Genomic DNA, 15945 nt, shown 5'->3' with positions numbered 1-15945 from the left:
GCGGACCGGGTTCCGGCGGCTATCGTGTCAAGGCCACGACACACAGACCATGTTCGGGGCGCGGCGCGGCGTGAGGAGCGCGGAGTGTGGGACGGCACGGGGGTCGACGAGCCGGGACGGCTGGTCGCGGGGCGCTACCGCCTGCTGGCGCGGGTCGGCCGCGGCGGGATGGGCACCGTCTGGCAGGCCGCGGACGAGGTGCTGGGCCGGGACGTCGCGGTCAAGAAGCTCCACCTCCCCCCGCACCTCCCGGACGCCGAACGCGCCACCCTCTTCGAACGCACCCGGCGTGAGGCCCGCAGCGCCGCCCGTATCACCCACCCCAACGTCGTCGTGGTCCACGACGTCGTGGACGACCTGGTGGACGGCACCCCGGTGCCCTGCATCGTCATGGAGCACGTCCCCTCGCGGGCGCTCGACGAGATCCTGAAGGAGGACGGCCCGCGAACTCCCGGTGAGGCGGCCCGCGTCGGTGTCGGCATGCTCGCCGCGCTGACCGCCGCGCACGCGGCGGGCGTACTGCACCGCGACGTGAAGCCCGGCAACGTCCTCCTCGGCGCCGACGGGCGCGTCGTCCTCACGGACTTCGGCATCGCGGTCCTCACCGACGCCTCCACGCTCACCCGTACGGGAGAGATGATCGGCTCGATCGACTTCTGCGCCCCGGAACGCGTCAAGGGCCGCACCCCCGGGCCCGCTTCCGACCTGTGGGCGCTGGGCGCGACGCTGTACCAGACCGTGGAGGGGCGCCCCCCGTTCCGGCGGCCGACCGCGCTGGAGACGGCGTACTCCATAGCCGCCGATCCCCTCGAACCGCCCACCGCGGCCGGGCCGTTGGGCCCGCTGATCGAGCGGCTCCTCGCCAAGGAGCCGGAGACGCGGCCCTCGGCCGCCGAGGTGGAGCGGTGTCTGCGGGAGATCGCGGACACCGGCGTCGTCACCGGGCTGCCGGGGCAGCGCGACGAGCCGGGCTCCCGTACGGGCCCCACCGTCCCCGGGCCGGTCGCGACACCGGCCACGGCGGCACCGACCGCCCCCGCGCACACCACGACGCCCCCCGCCACGACGCCGCGCGCCACCGCGGCGCCGGGCGGGCCCGAAGCGGCGGTCCCCGCGCCCGTGTCCGCGACGCACCCGGCCGCCACCGGCCCGACCGGCCCGACCGCCACCGCGCCCACCGGCCAGGGCGCCTCCGCCCGCCGGGGCCGCCGGGCCGGGCTGTGGGCGGCGGCCGTGGTCGTCGTGGCGGCGCTGGCGGCGGGCGGCGCGTACGTCGGACTCCGCCACGACGGCGGGGACGACACGGGCGGCGGCTCCGGCGGCGGCCCGACCGGCAGCCCCACCGCCCCCACGGCCTCGCCCTCCCCCGTCCCGGACGGCTACCGCCTGGCCAGGGAGAAGGAGTTCGGCGTCGCCTTCCCCGTGCCGGAGGACTGGACGCGCAAGGAGTTGGAGGGCGACGCGGAGGGCGTCGCGTACATCGACCCGGCGGGCATGGTCAGCCTGCGCGTGGCCGCCCTCGACTTCGCCAGCAAGGACCCGTTGCAGCGGTGGAGGACGGACGAGAAGGAGTCGGTGGAGGCGGGGAAGCTGCCCGGCTACCACCGGCTGCGGATGCAGGACACGCTCTACCGCGGCATGCCCGCCGCCATCTGGGAGTTCACGTGGGAGGGCCGGGCGCGGCAGTTCCACGCGCAGGACCTGGGGTTCGGGAAGCCGGGCGAGAAGGAGTACGCGATCTACCTCTCGGCGCCGAGCGCCGACTGGGACCGGGAGAAGGGCGTCTTCGACCACGTGCGCGACGGCTTCCGGTTCGACGCCGACGACGACTGAGCGGGACGGCTGGGGACGTACGGGCGCGGCGGCGTCAACCCGCCACCCCGTCAGCACCGTTCGGGTGGCGCGGTCTCCTCGGCCGCCGCGAGCCGGGCGAGGACCTTGTCCACGACCGCGCCGAGCGCGGCCAGTTCGGCGTCGGTGACGGCGTCCACGACGAGCCCCCGCACGGTCCGTACGTGGGCGGGCGCGGCGCGCTCTATGACCGTACGGCCGTGGGACGTGAGGGCGACGTACGCGCCGCGCCCGTCCCCGGGGACCTCCTCGCGGCGGACGAGGCCGCGGCCCTCCATGCGTTTGACGTGGTGGGACAGGCGGCTGCGCTCCCAGCGCAGGGCGCGCGCGAGGTCCAGGACGCGGACGCGGGCCTCGGCGGTGTCGGTGAGCTGGACCAGCACGTCGTAGTCCGGCAGGGAGAGGTCCGAGTCGGCCTGGAGGCGACGGTGGAGCGCCGCCGACAACTCGGTGTTCATCCGTAGCCAGTTGCGCCACACGCGCTGCTGTTCGGTGCTCAGCCAGGGGGTGTCGGGGTCCACGGGCGGATTCTAACGACCCGTCAGTGACGCGTCACGCGATTTGATTGACGCGTCACCCACTATCTGCTGGAATGCGCGTGACGCGTCACATATGTCCGCTCGACACGTGCGCCGACCCACCGCACAGCACGACCGATAGCAGGAGGGGGCACCCGGGATGACGATCCGCCACAGCGGCGCCACGCAGCCCCACACACCCGACTCACCGCGTACGGCGCCGAGTTGCCGTACGGCTCCCCCGTCCGCCGCCCCGGTACGGGAACGGCGGCGGGGCCGCGGATGAGCCACGAGGAACCCGCCGCCACCCCACCGCTCCGCTCCACCGCGTGGCTCTGCACCGCGCACCTGATGCTGCACGCGGTCACCGCGGGCCGCAGCTACCCCGTACCGGCCTGCCTCGCGTACTCGGCCGAGGACCCGTACGCGATCTACCTCGACAGTCACTCCGACAGCGACTCGCCCGTCACCTGGGAGCTGTCCCGCGAACTCCTCACGGCGGGCACCACGCGCCGCGCGGGCGCGGGCGCCGTGATCGTCTACCCGGGCCACGGCGACGACGCCGACAGCACGTACCTCCTCCTCACCGGGCACGACGACTCCGGCGAGACGGACACGGCGCTGCTGCGCGCGCAGACCTCCGACGTGGAGGCGTTCCTGCGCTGGACCGAGCACATCGTGCCGCCGGGCCAGGAGGGCGACCACCTCGACATGGACTCGGTCATACGGCAACTGCTGGAGCACGGCCCGGAGTCGTGACGGCCGGGCGGGTACGTACGGTCGCGCGCCCGGTGGCCGTACGGCAGCCGCCGTACGTGCTCAGCCGTCGTCGCCCACGCGCCGCAGCCGCGCCGTGAGGTGGTGCTGGAGCGGCTGGCCGACGGCCGCGAGGTCGTGCGTGAAGTCGAGGGTGCCGGAAGCCGTCAGCGTGTAGCGGCGGCGGGTGGCGTCGACCTGCTTGGCGGTGGGGGCGAGTGCCACGTGCCCGGTGACGAGGTCGACGAAGAGCACGTCCCCGTCCCCGTCGCTCCCGTCCGTGCCGTCGCCCGCCGTGACACCGCCGACCGCGATCTCCGCGACCCCGGTGGGCTGCGTGACCAGCGCCTCGACGCGCCCCTCGGGCAGCAGCCGCCACCAGCCGCTCTCGCGCGCCGACGGCCGCAGCGGGGCGCCGTCCGGGCCGAGCAGCCAGGCGCGCGCCTCGTAGTGGAGGAACGGCCGCCCGTCGTGGCGGAACACGACCTCCTGCTCGTAGCCGAACTCCCCGTCCAGCGTGGGGTATCCGCCGCTCCCCCGCCCCCGCCAGGTGCCGAGGAGCGCGGCCAGCGGCGCGACCAGCGGGTGCGGCGCGGGAGTGCCGCCGGGCGCGTACGCGTCGGGGTACGGGTAGCGGTGCGGGTACGGGTCCGGCTGGGCGGTGTCGTGCACGGGTGCTCCTGAAGCGGGTCGTACGGAACGGGAGGCGGGCGGCGGGCGCGCGGCCCGCCGGGTTCAGGCGCGCGGCGGCCCGTACTCGGCGCGCCGCAGGATCGGTCCCACGCGGTCCAGGCGCTCGTCGAAGGGCATCCGCTCGTCCCACCACGTCGCGCCCGCCGCGCCGAACGTCGCCACCTGCTCGGCGGCGGCGGGCGACGCGGGCGTCGTCCCGCCGATCACCACGTCGAACGGCCGCTCCGCGACGCCCGCCTCGGCCCGCCGCGCCGACACGTACGCCACCAGGTCCCGTACGTCCGCGACGTCCGGCAGCCGCCCCTCCTCGGTGCCGGGCAGCAGCGGGATCACGCCGTCCCAGCGGGCGGCGCGCCGCATCGGCGGCTTGTTCGGCCACCGGCCCGCGACCCAGACGGGGATGCGGGGGCGCTGCACGGGCGGCGGCAGGAGGCGTACGTCGTCGAGGGTGACGTGTTCGCCCCGGTAGCTCACGGCCTCGCCCGACCACAGCAGCGCCAGCGCGTCCAGCCCCTCGTCGAGCGCGGCGGCCACCACGCGGGGGTCGGAGGGGTCGCCGAAGCGGGCGAACTCGTCCTCCAGCGGCGCCCCGAGACCGGCGCCGCACACCATGCGCCCGCCGGTGAGCCGGTCGAGGGTCGTCAGCTCCTTGGCGAGCTTCGCCGGTCGGCGGCGGGCCACCGGCGTGACCATCGCGCCGAGCCGGATGCGTTCCGTGGCGAGGGCGGCGGCGGTCAGCAACACCCAGGGGTCCGCGATCTCGCGCTCCTCGCGGCGCACGTGCAGCACGTGGTCCCAGACGAACAGCGCGTCCCACCCGGCCTGTTCCGCGGTACGGGCGAGGTCCGCGACGACGCGCGGGTCCTGAAGTTCACCGAAGTTGGGGACGTTCAGCGAGTAGCGCATCCGGCCATCCTGCCAGCACGCGCGCACGCCCACGGGCGTACGGGCGCGTACGGCGCGGGCCGGGGACTGACCAGGTCCCCGGCCCGCGCCCTCCTCTGCGGTCCTACGCGCCGCGCGGCCCGGTCGCGGCCGACGGGTCCGACGTCTCGTACGGCAGCGTGGCGCCCGGCAGTTCGTACTCCTCGCGGCGCCCGCACATGCCGTACCCGCCGTGGTGCGTGGGCCCGGCCGTACGCGCCGTCGCGTCCGCCAGGTGCCCGGCGTCGCCCGCCTCCAGCGCGTCCAGCTGCTCCCCGGTGCGCCGCGCGGCGGCCAGCGCGCCCGCCTCCCACAGCTCGCGGAAGCGCGGCACCCTCGACCGTACGAGTCCGGCCGCCGCCCGCTGGAAGTCCCGCAGCGGCCCGTCGTCCCCGGCGCGCAGCGCCTCGCGCAGCGGCAGGTACCCCTCGACGGCCAGGTCGCGCCGCCTGCGGGCGGCGGCCTCCGCCTCCGGACCGCCGCGTGCGGGGAGGCGGGCCGCCGCCGCGTACCGCTCGGGGTCGGCGAGCACCTCCGGCGGGAACGTGAAGACGGCGTCGCCCGCCTCCGGCAGGCCGCTGTTCTGCATCAGCACGGTGACGCGCAATCCGCCGCCCTGCACCATCCGGTGCACGGTGCCCGGCGTGAACCAGGCGAGCGCGCCCGCCTCCAGCGGGATGTCGCGGTAGCCGTCCGGGGACAGCGTCTGCACCGCCCCCCGGCCCGCGGTGACGACGTACGCCTCCGTGCACACCAGGTGCAGGTGCGGGCTGCCGCCACAGACGCCGTCCGCCGCCTCCCAGTCGTACGCGGACAGGTGCGACATGCCGACCGCGCCCGGCAGCGGGTGCGGCAGGCTCACCCCCGCGCCCGGCCCGTCGGCGCTCACCACGGGAGCCCCGCGAGGTGGGCCGCCGCCCGCTCGTGGTCCCAGGCGCCGTCGGCGACGACGATCCGGTACCGGTAGGCGAACGACTCCCCCGGCGGCAGCGCGAACTCCTCGAAGAACGCCCACGAGAACGCCACCGACGGGATCGGCGTGGACCGTACGAACCAGTGCGACGGGTGGATCGCGTCCGGGCCGCCGTTCTCCGGGGCGTGCGCGAACAGCAGCGTGGAGTGCGCGTCCACGTCGTCGTGCTCGGCGGTGAAGCCGAGCCACGGGGCGTCGGCCGCGGCCGTGCCCATCGTCGCCTCGTCGGTGGCGGGCCCGTCGGGGGTGAGGACCTGCCCGCCGGTGAAGTCGCGGGGGCCGCGCCACTGGAGCCCGGTGTACCCGGCCATCTCGCGGCCCGCCGTGGTCGGGGAGCCGAAACGCAGCGGCTCGGCGCGGAGGTTGGTGAGCCGGATCGACCAGTCGAGCGCGTACGACCCGGACTCGGTGTCCACGGAGTGCACCGTGACGCCGCGCTCCTCCGCGGCCCACTCCTCGCCGCCGTACGCCACCCACGTCAGCCGCTCGCCCAGCTCGAACCGGTCGTCGGCGCCCGCCACCGTGGTGAACGCGTCGTGCCGCATGGAGCCGACACGCTCGGGCACGCGCTCGTAGCCGCGCTCGGGCCCGAGGTAGCAGACGCCGCCCCAGAAGTTCTGGCCGGACAGATGGCTCGCGGTCATCTGGAGGCCCTTGTGCCAACGGTGGTCGTTCGGCCGGTAGCCGCTGACGAGCCGCCCCGCGAGGGTCCGTACGGGGTGGAAGTACGGCTTCGGGGCCTCGAACGCGTCCGGGTCCGGGCGGTAGACGTACGACAGGAGGGGCGCCTCGCCCGCCCGGACGTCGATCCGGTCGCCGAGGGTGTGGACGGTGGTCAGACGCGCGGTCACTGCGGCTCCTTGGCTGTCTGCGGGCCCCCGAGGGCCGGGGCGGACCGGTCGCCGTGCATGGACCGGTGGAAGGCGTCGCCGTCGGTGATCTCCCCGGCGCGCACGGGGCGGCCGGTGAACGCCGACTTGTAGAGGGCGGCGGCGAATTCGAGGGTGCGCCGGGCGTCGGCGCCGCTGCCGGGCGGCCGTTCGCCGCGCTCGTACGCGTCGAGGACGGCGCCGAGCTGGGCGGCGTGCGAACTGGGCAGGTCGGCCGCCGGGGTGCGCCACGTGGTGACGCGGGCGTCGTCGTCGAGGCCGGGGCGCGGGGTGTACGTCCAGGCGTCGTTGGTGTGCCCGTAGAGGTGGGTCAACTCGACGGTGGCGTCGGCGCAGTCGATCCGGAGGCGGCTGACCTCGTCGGGCGACAGCACGCTGTTCACCACGGTGGCCACGGCGCCGTTCGCGAAGCGGACCAGCGCGGTGGACACGTCCTCGCTCTCCACGTCGTGCACGAGCCGCGCGGCCATGGCGTGGATCTCCGTCCAGTCGCCGAGGAGGTGCAGCAGGAGGTCGTACTGGTGGATGCCGTGGCCCATGGTCGGGCCGCCGCCCTCGGTGGCCCAACGGCCGCGCCACGGCACCGAGTAGTAGTCCGCGTCGCGGTACCAGGTGGTCTGGCAGTGCGCGACGAGCGGGGCGCCGAGCGCGCCGCCCGTGAGCAGGTCGCGGGCGTGGACGGCGCCCGAGCCGTAGCGGTGCTGGAAGACGACCGACGCGTAGCCGGGCGCGGCCTCCTCGGCGGCGGCGACCTCGTCGTACTCCTCCAGGGACAGGCACAGCGGCTTCTCGCACAGCACCCAGGCGCCCGCCTTCAACGCCTGGACGGTCTGCTCGCGGTGGAGCGCGGGCGGGGTGGCGACCAGCACGAGGTCGGGGCGTACGGCGTCGAGCATCGCGCCGAGGTCCGCGAAGCCCTCCACCCCGGCCATGTCGGCGGCAGCGGCGGCGTCCTGGAAGGCGGCGAGCCGGGCGGCGTCGACGTCGACCGCCGCGACCAGCTCCGTGCGGTCGGGGTGCGCGCTCAGGGCGGCCAGATGGGCGCCGCTGGCGATGCCGCCGGTACCGACGGCGGCGACGCGCAGACGGGCGGGCGTAGGGGGCATGCGGTGCTCCTCGCAGCGGGGGGAAAGCGCTTGCAGCGTCTTCGACTGTAGGTCGGAGTGATCGATCACACAAGGCATTTGGGGTGGTTCACGACGGTGCGGACGCCCGGTTTCCGGACGTCAGCCCGCCGCGTTGATGGCGTCGCCCACCTCGGCGAGGAAGTCCTCCGCCGCCTTCTTCGGCGAGGTCTCGCCCGAGAGCAACTGCTGGTAGTAGCGGACTTCCACGGTCTGGAGGTCGCTGGCGCCGTTCGGCGTGATCGGCGCGGGCCTGCCGAGGTACCGCGCCGCCGCCTCGGTGAAGGCCAGCGCCTTCTTCCCGCTCTCGTCCAGGGTGGGCCGTACGGCCTCCCGCCCGGCCGGGTTGGCGGGTTCACCCCGGTCGAGGCCGAGGATCTTCGCGACGCGGGTGTCGTTCGTCAGGAAGTCGATGAGCACGGCGGCCTCGGCCGGGTGCGCGGAGGTCGAGGCCCCCGACCAGTACATGGTGGGCTTCAGGTACTGGAAGCCCTTCTTCGTGCGGCTGTCCGTCGGCCAGTTGGCGACGGCGTACTCGTCGTCGGGCGACGCCTGCTGGAAGGCGGTGAACTGCCCGCCGGGGATGAAGCCCATCGCCGCCTTCCCCGTGGTGACGTCCATCTGGTCCAACGGCACGCCCTGCATCTCCAGATGGTGCTCCGGCGGGGCCGCGGCGCCGCTGCGCACCTGGTCCATGGTGCGCTGCCAGTACGACGCGAGCGTCGCGGGGTCCAGCGTCAACTCGCCGTCCCTGTCGAAGAGTTCGTCGCCGTGCTGCCGCGCCCACACGTTGAGCGTGAACGCGTCGCCACCCCAGGGCGCGACGCCGCGCACCTCGCCCTTCGACGCCTTCGACATGCGCTGCGCGGCGGCGTCGAACTCCTCCCACGTCCAGTCGGAGGTGTCCGGCACCTCGACGCCGTACTTCTCGAACAGCGAGGTGTTGAGGAGGATCGCGTTGGGCGCCGCGCCCACCGGGACGGCGTACAGGGTGTCGCCCACCCGGCCGGAGTCGAGGATCTTCGCGTCGAGCTCGGAGGTGTCCAGGTAGCGGGTGACCGTAGACAGGTCGAGGAGCGCGCCGCGGTCGGCGTACGAGGCGAGGTACACCTCGTCGAACTGGTTGACGTCCGGCATGTCGCCGCTCGCGGTGCTGGTCGCCAGCCGGTCCCAGTAGCCGTTCCAGTCGGCGTAGACGGGCTTGACGTCGATGTTTGGATGCTCCTTCTCGAACAGCTCGACGGCCTTCAGCGTCCGCTCGTTCCGCTCGCCCGCGCCCCACCAGTTCATGGTGAGCGTGACCTTGCCGTCGGACAGCTTCGGGTTCCGCACCGGCTCGGCGCCGACGCCGCAGGCGCTGACGAGGAGCCCGGCCGCCAGCGCGGCGGTGGCCGCGCGCGCGGCCCGTGGCACACGCAGTGTCATGGTCGTCCCTTTCCCGCTCTCTCGTCCCGCCCGTCCGCCCGCGCCCGTACGCGCCGCGCCGCCCCGTACGCCCGCCGCACCCCGTACGTCCCTCGCGCCCCGCACGGCTACTTCCCGCCCGTCGTGGCGATGCCGCGCAGCAGGAACCGCTGCCCGAACAGGAACACCAGGAACACCGGCACCAGCGAGACGACGCTCATCGCGAACATCGCGCCGAAGTCCGAGGTCATCTGCGCGTCGATGAACGAGCGCAGCGCCACCGGCACCGTGTACTTCGCCGGATCGGTGACGAAGATCAGCTGCGTGAAGAAGTCGTTCCAGGTCCACAGGAACGTGAAGACGGCCGTCGTCGCCAGCGCCGGGACCATCAGCGGCAGCATGATCTGCGCGAAGATCCGGCCGTGCCCGGCCCCGTCGATCCGGGCCGCCTCGTCCAGCTCGCGCGGGATGCCGCGGATGAACTGGACCATCAGGAAGATGAAGAACGCGTCCGTGGCCAGGAACTTCGGCACGATCAGCGGGAGATACGTGTTGATCCAGCCGATCTGCGCGTACACGACGTACTGCGGGATGATCAGCACGTGGATCGGCAGCATGATCGTGATCAGCATGACCGTGAACGCGACCGGCTTCGCCCGGAAGCGCATCCGCGCGAACGCGTACGCCGCCATGGAGCACGACACCAGGTTGCCGATCACCGAACCGAGCACGACCAGCAGGGAGTTCACCAGGTACGTGTCGAACGGGTGGCCCAGCGCGTCCCAGCCCGTCGGGTAGTGGTCGAAGTCGAACGTGTCGACGAAGAGGCCGAAGTCCGTGAAGATGTCGTCGTTCGGGCGGAACGAGCTGGCCACCATCCACAGCAGCGGGTACAGCATCAGGAAGCAGACGACGACCAGGCCGGTGTGCTTCAGGACGCTGGAGACGCGCCCGCGCGCGGAGCGCCCGGAACGGCGTACGGGGTCGGGGTCGGAGGCGGGGGCGGGGTCCGGCAGCGACGGGGGCGCGGGACGCGGCGTGGTCCGCGAGGCGTCAGTCATTGTAGAAAACCCAATACTTCGAGGCCCAGAAGTTGAGCGCGGTGAAGGCGCCGATGATGATCAGCAGCAGCCAGGCGAGCGCCGACGCGTAGCCCATCCGGAAGCTCGTGAAACCCTCCTGGTAGAGGTAGAGGGAGAAGAACAGCGTCGAGTCGCTCGGCCCGCCGATCCCGTTCGAGACGATGAACGCCTGCGTGAACGACTGGAAGCTGCCGATGATGCCGAGCACCAGGTTGAAGAAGATGATCGGCGTGAGCAGCGGCAGCGTGATGGAGAAGAACTGGCGCGTACGGGAGGCCCCTTCGGTGGACGCCGCCTCGTACAGCTCGCGCGGCAGCTGACGCAGCCCGGCCAGGAAGATCACCATCGGGGCGCCGAACGTCCACACGTGCAGGATGATCAGCGTGCTCAGCGCCGTGTCCGGGTCGGAGACCCAGCCGGGTCCGTCGTAGCCGAAGTGGGCGAGGAAGCGGGTGACCAGCCCCTCGTTGCCGAAGATCATCCGCCACAGGATGGCGATGGCGACGCTCGTGCCGAGGAGCGACGGCAGGTAGAGGATCGAGCGGTAGAGCGGGAGGCCGCGTACGCCGCGGTCGAGCAGGACGGCGAGGCCGAGGGCGACGGCCAGTTGCAGGGGGACGGACACCACCACGTAGACGAAGGTGACCTGGAGGGACTGCGCGAGCCGGTCGTCGGACAGCATCCGCTGGATGTTGTCGAGGCCGGTGAACTGCGGGTCCTGGAGCAGGTTGTAGTCCGTGAACGCGAGGTAGAGGGACGCGGCCATCGGCCCGACGGTGATGGCGACGAGGCCCACCAGCCAGGGGGCGAGGAACAGCGCGGCGGCCTTGTTGTCGGGCGTCTCCTCACGCTTCGCCCCGGACCCCCGCCGCACCCGCGTCCGCCGGAGCGTCCGGAACTCCCCGAGCGCGCTCATCCGACGCGGTCCCGGCCGCCGGGCGGCGCCGCCCGCACCGCCTCGTGGAGCGTCTTCGCACACATAAGGCCCATCTCCTCCCGGGTACGACGGTGCTCGCGCGTACGGGGGTGCCTGCGCGCGGGCGCCCGGCTCGCGTCCGCGACGGCGGAGAGGGCCGGTGGTGCGTGACCCTAGGTTTCGGGTGATCGATCACACAAGGGTTTTGCGCCGCTTTTCCCGCAGGGAAAGAAAGCGGTTACTGTCCGTGTGGCGCGGCCGTTCGGCTGTCGTACGGCGGCACGGCGGGCGATCGCCGCAAACGCGCACATGAGGGCGGTTGAAGGCTCCGGCCGGTGCGATGCGGCGCGGAGCGGTCAGGTGGCGGGCGGACGCGGCGCCGGGCCCGTCGACTCGCGCAGGATGACGCGGTTGAGGTCCGCCGCCGCGACGGGCCCCACCGGCGGCTCCCCGCGCAGCAGGGCCAGCAGCCGCCGTACGGTGTGCCGCCCCTGGAGTTCGCGGTCGACGGCGACGGTGGTGAGCGTCGGCCGGAAGTAGCGCCCGACCTCCCAGTCGTCCCAGCCGCAGACGCTCACGTCGTCCGGTGTGCGGAGGCCAAGGCTCTGGAGGCCGGTGAGCACGCCGAAGGCGATCTGGTCGGAGGCGGCGACGACCGCCGTGGCCCCGGACCCGCCGACGACCCGGGTCGCCGCCTCCCAGCCGGAACGGGTGCTCCAGTCGCCCTCGACCACGGCGCGCGACTCCAGACCCAGCTCCGCGACGGTCGCCTCGTACACCGCGCGCCGCCCGCGCGCCGACGCCCACTCGGGCGGCCCGGCGACGTGCGCGAACCGCCGGTGGCCCAGGTCCGCGAGGTGCCGTACGAGTACGGCTGCGGGTGACGCGTCCGCGAACGCGCCGAGCGAGCGCATGTTGTCGTCGTACACGCCGTCCGTCACGAACGGCACCTCGACGTCCGCGAGCGTCACGCCGCCGGCGGTCTCCCCGAGGGACGCGAACGCCAGGATGCCGTCGGTGCTCTCCGGCTGGAGCAGCGCCTCGAGCCGGGCCGCGCGGGCGGCGGCGTCGCCCTCCAGGCTCACGACGTCCAGCGTGTAGCCCGCCTCGTGGGCCTCGGCGGCGGCGCCGCGCAGCAGTTCCGGCGACAGGCGGTCGGTGGAGCCGGGGAGGAGGGCCGTGAGCCGGTTCGCCCGGCGGGTGCGCATGGTGCGGGCGGCCTGGTTCGGCCGGTAGCCCAGTTCGTCGACGGCCGCCGCCACCTTGCGGGCCGTCTCGGGGCGCATGGCGGCGTCCTTGCGCAGGAAGCGGGAGACGGTCTGGTGGGAGACCCCGGCGAGGCGGGCGACCTCCCAGATGGTCGGCGGCTTCTCCCGGAGCGGCTGACGCGCGGGCACCCCGTCCGCCATGCGCGCCCCCTCCCCCGTACGGCCGGGCGGTGCGCGCCCGTTCCACCGCCCCAGTGTACGGACGCGCGCCCGCCCGGCCCGGCGCGTGCGCGCGCCACGGGGGTCAGACCGGGGAGCGGGGGCGACGGCGTACGTCGTGCCGCTGCGGGTCGAAGAGGTGCCCGGCGGCCCCGGCGAGCACCAGCCCGGTCGCCAGCAGCAGCCCGTGGGAGAGCAGCACGCCGGTACCGAGCACGACCCCGGCCACCGCCAGCGTCGACCAGGCGGAGGTGTGCCGGTACTCGCGCGGGCTGGTCGGCTCCCCGGCGGCGAGCGCGGTGGCGAAGCGCGGGTCGTCGAGCCGCAGCCGTTCCTCCAGGTCGCCGAGGCGGTCGTCGTCGCCGACGCGGTCGTTCTCGAAGTCGCGCATCGCTCTCCTCCCGTTCCGTGGCGTCCCGTACGGTCCGGCCCGCGGCCCGTGTCCGCCGCGCCGCTCCGGCGGGACCCGGCGGCGGACCCCCTCGTACGCCGCCGGACCCCGCCCCGTACGGCCTCCAGCCTCGCCTCCGGGCCCCGGCCGCGGCCATCGGCACCGGCACCCATTTCCCCGGTCACCCGACCCGTACGCGGGCCGCGCCCCCACCCCGGACATGGGTGTCGGCACGGATGGACGCGGCGGGCGGCGGACGGCAGGCTGGCGGGAGGGCGCGCCGCGCGCGTACGGCCGGTGGCCGCGCGGGGGCGGCGGGCCCGGCAGTAAGGGTGGAAGCACGACCGTACGTACGCGCGCACCGCCGCGCCGGTGAGCGAGGAGGCCGCACTTCCGTGTCCCTGTTCTGGCGGATCTTCCTGCTCAACGCGGCGGTGCTGTGCGCCGCGGCGGCCCTGCTGCTGCTCGGGCCGGTCACCGTGTCGACTCCGGTGCTGCTGACGGAGGCGCTGATCCTCAGCGTCGGCCTCGCCGTCATGATCATCGCGAACGCGGCGCTGCTGCGTCTCGGCCTCGCCCCGTTGCAGCGCCTGACCCGCGCCATGGCCACCACCGACCTGCTGCGCCCCGGGCCGCGTACGGCGGCGGCGGGGCACGGGGAGATCGCGGACCTGATCCACACGTTCAACAGCATGCTCGACCGGCTGGAGGCCGAGCGGGCCACCAGCACCGCGCGCGCCCTGTCCGCGCAGGAGGCCGAACGGCGGCGCATCGCGCAGGAGTTGCACGACGAGATCGGGCAGACGCTCACCGCCGTGCTCCTCGAACTCAAGCGCGTCGCGGACGCCTCCCCCGCCCCCGTACGGGACGAGCTGCGGCTCGTGCAGGAGAGCACCCGGGACAGCCTGGACGAGATCCGGCGGATCGCCCGCCGCCTGCGGCCGGGCGTACTGGAGGAGTTGGGGCTGGTCAGCGCCCTGTCCTCGCTGACGAACGAGGTCCCCGCGCACGACGGGCTCACCACTCGGCGGCAGTTGGCGGCGGACCTGCCCCCGTTGGGCGAGGAGGCCGAGCTGGTCCTCTACCGCGTCGCGCAGGAGAGCCTCACCAACGCCGTACGGCACGCGCGCGCCACCCGGCTCGAACTCGCCCTGAACCGCGGCGAGGACACCGTCGACCTGCGCGTACGCGACGACGGCCGGGGGCTGCGCGGCGCCCCCGAGGGCGCGGGCATCCGCGGCATGCGCGAACGGGCGCTGCTGATCGGCGCGCGGCTCTCCGTCGGGCCGGGGCCCGGCGGGGGTACGGAGGTGCGGCTGTCCGTACCCGTACGGGGCGGGGAGGGCTGACATGGCGGAGCACGAGCGGACGGCGGGGACGGCGGCGGACGCCGGGGGGACGCCGCGGACGCGCATCCTGCTGGCGGACGACCACGCGCTGGTCCGGCGCGGCGTCCGCTACATCCTCGACAACGAGCCGGACCTGACCGTCGTCGCGGAGGCCGGTGACGGCGCCGAGGCCGTCGAGCGGGCCCGCGCGGTCCGCCCCGACCTGGCCGTCCTCGACATCGCCATGCCCCGGCTCACCGGCCTCCAGGCCGCGCGCGAACTGGCCCGCCTGCTGCCGGAGGTGCGCATCCTGATCCTCACCATGTACGACAACGAGCAGTTCCTCTTCGAGGCCCTGCGCGCGGGCGCGTCCGGCTACGTGCTGAAGTCCGTCGCCGACCGCGACCTCGTCGAGGCGTGCCGCGCGGCCATGCGCGACGAGCCGTTCCTCTACCCGGGCGCCGTGGACGCCCTCATCCGCAACTACCTGGACCGGGCGCGGGACGGTTCCGCGCCGCCCGCGAAGGCGATCACCGACCGCGAGGAGGAGGTGCTGAAGCTCGTCGCGGAGGGCCACACGTCGAAGGGCATCGCGGACCTCCTCGTGATCAGCGTCAAGACGGTCGAGCGCCACCGCGCGAACCTGCTGCACAAGCTGGGCCTCAAGGACCGCCTGGAGCTGACGCGTTACGCGATCCGCGCCGGACTCATCGAGCCCTGACGCGGGGCGCGGGCGGGCCGCGGCGGGGGCGCGGGCGGCGGTCGTACGGGCGCACCCGGGCATAATCGTCCCGTCGGAGCGCGCGACGCGGCGAGGGGAGGGCGGGCGCGGTGAGGGAGGTCCGTACGCTGCCCGTGGTCGCCGCGGGCGCCGTGGAGACGCCGTTCGGCATCCACGGCTACGACGAGGTCGTCACCCGCGACACCACCTGGGGCGAGCACTCGCACGCCTTCCACGAGCTGCTCTGGAACGGGCGCGGCGCGTCCACCGCCGTGGTCGGCGCGCGCGTCTGGACGATCACCCCGTCGCTGGGGCTGTGGATGCCCGCCGGGACGCTGCACTCGGGTTCGGCGGTGGCCGGGACGTGGTTCCGGGCCGGGTTCTTCGGCTTCGACCGGACCCCGCCGTCCGTACCGGACGTGCCGGTGACCGTCGAGATCACGCCGCTGCTGCGGCTGCTGCTCGAACGGCTCGGGGAGCCGGGGCTGTCCGACGCGTCACGCGCGACCACGGAGGCGATGGTCCTCGACGCGATCGAGCCGTCCCCGCGCGAACTGCTCGTGCAGGCGCCCACGTCCGCGTTCCTGCGCCCGGTCGCCGAGGCGCTGCGGGCGGATCCGGGCGACCGGCGGACGCTCGCGGACTGGGCCGCCGAACTGGGCGTGAGCGCCCGTACGGTGACGCGCGCCTTCAACGCCGAGACGGGCACCAGCTTCGCGCGCTGGGTCGCGGCGGTACGCGCCCAGCACGCGGTGGCGCTGCTCGCCCTCGGCTGGGACGTGGAGGCGGTGGCCGAGGAGGTCGGCTACGGGTCCGCGAGCGCGTTCGGCGCGGCCTTCCGCCGTACGACGGGGCTCACGCCGGGGACGTTCCGCTCCTCCTGATCCCGCGCGCGCCTCCCGGTCCCGCTCCCCGGAAAGCCGCGCGCTTTTCGGCCAACCGCCGCG

The 15945-nt window shown here is 74.4% G+C and carries 16 protein-coding genes; 5 read left to right on the top strand and 11 right to left on the bottom strand.

All coding sequences use genetic code 11. The annotated features are described in order from the left end of the window. The first annotated feature begins 84 nt into the window (after nt 1–84). Complete coding sequence (locus D7M15_RS25635) at nt 85–1833, top strand: serine/threonine-protein kinase (protein ID WP_276314475.1); 1749 nt, start codon at nt 85–87, stop codon at nt 1831–1833. A gap of 50 nt (nt 1834–1883) precedes the next feature. Here the strand turns inward: D7M15_RS25635 and D7M15_RS25630 are convergent, their stop codons facing one another. Then, nucleotides 1884–2372: a MarR family winged helix-turn-helix transcriptional regulator gene (locus D7M15_RS25630; RefSeq protein WP_240649484.1), complete on the bottom strand. Its 489-nt coding sequence runs from the start codon at nt 2370–2372 to the stop codon at nt 1884–1886. A 279-nt stretch (nt 2373–2651) separates the two neighbouring features. On the opposite strand from D7M15_RS25630, the gene D7M15_RS25625 reads away from it, so the two are divergent. Beyond that, nucleotides 2652–3128 (top strand): SsgA family sporulation/cell division regulator, encoded by a 477-nt coding sequence (locus tag D7M15_RS25625; protein WP_121519662.1) that lies wholly within the window; start codon nt 2652–2654, stop codon nt 3126–3128. Nucleotides 3129–3188: 60 nt separating this feature from the next. Here the strand turns inward: D7M15_RS25625 and D7M15_RS25620 are convergent, their stop codons facing one another. The 10 genes from D7M15_RS25620 to D7M15_RS25575 form a co-directional block, all read right to left on the bottom strand. Beyond that, entirely contained in the window at nt 3189–3797 is a 609-nt protein-coding gene (locus D7M15_RS25620; RefSeq protein ID WP_121519661.1) for an FABP family protein, read from the bottom strand. Between the two features lie 63 nt (nt 3798–3860). Further along, a complete protein-coding gene (locus D7M15_RS25615) occupies nt 3861–4724 on the bottom strand; it encodes an LLM class flavin-dependent oxidoreductase (protein ID WP_121519660.1) in 864 nt (287 codons plus the stop codon). A 103-nt stretch (nt 4725–4827) separates the two neighbouring features. Further along, nucleotides 4828–5568 carry a cupin gene (locus tag D7M15_RS25610; protein WP_121521389.1) on the bottom strand — a complete coding sequence of 247 codons (741 nt, stop codon included), beginning with the start codon at nt 5566–5568 and terminating at the stop codon, nt 4828–4830. Between the two features lie 59 nt (nt 5569–5627). After that, nucleotides 5628–6566, bottom strand: coding sequence for a PmoA family protein (locus D7M15_RS25605; protein WP_121519659.1), 939 nt, complete (start codon nt 6564–6566; stop codon nt 5628–5630). Beyond that, nucleotides 6563–7711 (bottom strand): Gfo/Idh/MocA family oxidoreductase, encoded by a 1149-nt coding sequence (locus D7M15_RS25600; protein WP_121519658.1) that lies wholly within the window; start codon nt 7709–7711, stop codon nt 6563–6565. The genes D7M15_RS25605 and D7M15_RS25600 overlap by 4 nt, the downstream gene beginning before the upstream one ends. A 120-nt stretch (nt 7712–7831) precedes the next feature. Continuing rightward, nucleotides 7832–9154, bottom strand: coding sequence for an extracellular solute-binding protein (locus D7M15_RS25595; RefSeq protein WP_121519657.1), 1323 nt, complete (start codon nt 9152–9154; stop codon nt 7832–7834). A gap of 107 nt (nt 9155–9261) precedes the next feature. Then, complete coding sequence (locus D7M15_RS25590) at nt 9262–10194, bottom strand: carbohydrate ABC transporter permease (protein WP_121519656.1); 933 nt, start codon at nt 10192–10194, stop codon at nt 9262–9264. Continuing rightward, nucleotides 10187–11131 carry a sugar ABC transporter permease gene (locus D7M15_RS25585; protein ID WP_121519655.1) on the bottom strand — a complete coding sequence of 315 codons (945 nt, stop codon included), beginning with the start codon at nt 11129–11131 and terminating at the stop codon, nt 10187–10189. Before D7M15_RS25585 ends, D7M15_RS25590 begins: the two co-directional genes overlap by 8 nt. 356 nt (nt 11132–11487) lie before the next feature. After that, the gene (locus D7M15_RS25580; RefSeq protein ID WP_206337423.1) at nt 11488–12540 is read right to left on the bottom strand and encodes a LacI family DNA-binding transcriptional regulator; all 1053 of its coding nucleotides are present in this window, start codon (nt 12538–12540) and stop codon (nt 11488–11490) included. 103 nt (nt 12541–12643) lie between these two features. Then, nucleotides 12644–12949, bottom strand: coding sequence for a DUF3040 domain-containing protein (locus D7M15_RS25575; RefSeq protein WP_121519654.1), 306 nt, complete (start codon nt 12947–12949; stop codon nt 12644–12646). Between the two features lie 395 nt (nt 12950–13344). Between D7M15_RS25575 and D7M15_RS25570 the strand changes: the two genes are divergently transcribed. From D7M15_RS25570 to D7M15_RS25560, 3 genes are all read left to right on the top strand, one after another. After that, entirely contained in the window at nt 13345–14298 is a 954-nt protein-coding gene (locus tag D7M15_RS25570; RefSeq protein WP_121519653.1) for a HAMP domain-containing sensor histidine kinase, read from the top strand. A gap of 1 nt (nt 14299) precedes the next feature. Then, the gene (locus tag D7M15_RS25565) at nt 14300–14998 is read left to right on the top strand and encodes a response regulator transcription factor (protein ID WP_121519652.1); all 699 of its coding nucleotides are present in this window, start codon (nt 14300–14302) and stop codon (nt 14996–14998) included. Between the two features lie 110 nt (nt 14999–15108). Beyond that, the gene (locus D7M15_RS25560) at nt 15109–15882 is read left to right on the top strand and encodes an AraC family transcriptional regulator (protein WP_121519651.1); all 774 of its coding nucleotides are present in this window, start codon (nt 15109–15111) and stop codon (nt 15880–15882) included. Nucleotides 15883–15945 lie beyond the last annotated feature (63 nt).

This window comes from Streptomyces sp. Z26, from assembly GCF_003665095.1.
Classification (GTDB): Bacteria; Actinomycetota; Actinomycetes; order Streptomycetales; family Streptomycetaceae; genus Streptomyces; species Streptomyces phytohabitans.
The sequence above is the reverse complement of the archived record's forward strand: the minus strand, read 5'-3'. Positions and strand labels throughout refer to the sequence as shown.

Coding starts and splice junctions, on each gene's coding strand:
- D7M15_RS25600 (WP_121519658.1), bottom strand. CDS start 7,711: ATGCCCCCTACGCCCGCCCGTCTGCGCGTCGCCGCCGTCGGTACCGGC.
- D7M15_RS25625 (WP_121519662.1), top strand. CDS start 2,652: ATGAGCCACGAGGAACCCGCCGCCACCCCACCGCTCCGCTCCACCGCG.
- D7M15_RS25575 (WP_121519654.1), bottom strand. CDS start 12,949: ATGCGCGACTTCGAGAACGACCGCGTCGGCGACGACGACCGCCTCGGC.
- D7M15_RS25615 (WP_121519660.1), bottom strand. CDS start 4,724: ATGCGCTACTCGCTGAACGTCCCCAACTTCGGTGAACTTCAGGACCCG.
- D7M15_RS25585 (WP_121519655.1), bottom strand. CDS start 11,131: ATGAGCGCGCTCGGGGAGTTCCGGACGCTCCGGCGGACGCGGGTGCGG.
- D7M15_RS25590 (WP_121519656.1), bottom strand. CDS start 10,194: ATGACTGACGCCTCGCGGACCACGCCGCGTCCCGCGCCCCCGTCGCTG.
- D7M15_RS25610 (WP_121521389.1), bottom strand. CDS start 5,568: ATGTCGCACCTGTCCGCGTACGACTGGGAGGCGGCGGACGGCGTCTGT.
- D7M15_RS25580 (WP_206337423.1), bottom strand. CDS start 12,540: ATGGCGGACGGGGTGCCCGCGCGTCAGCCGCTCCGGGAGAAGCCGCCG.
- D7M15_RS25595 (WP_121519657.1), bottom strand. CDS start 9,154: ATGACACTGCGTGTGCCACGGGCCGCGCGCGCGGCCACCGCCGCGCTG.
- D7M15_RS25565 (WP_121519652.1), top strand. CDS start 14,300: ATGGCGGAGCACGAGCGGACGGCGGGGACGGCGGCGGACGCCGGGGGG.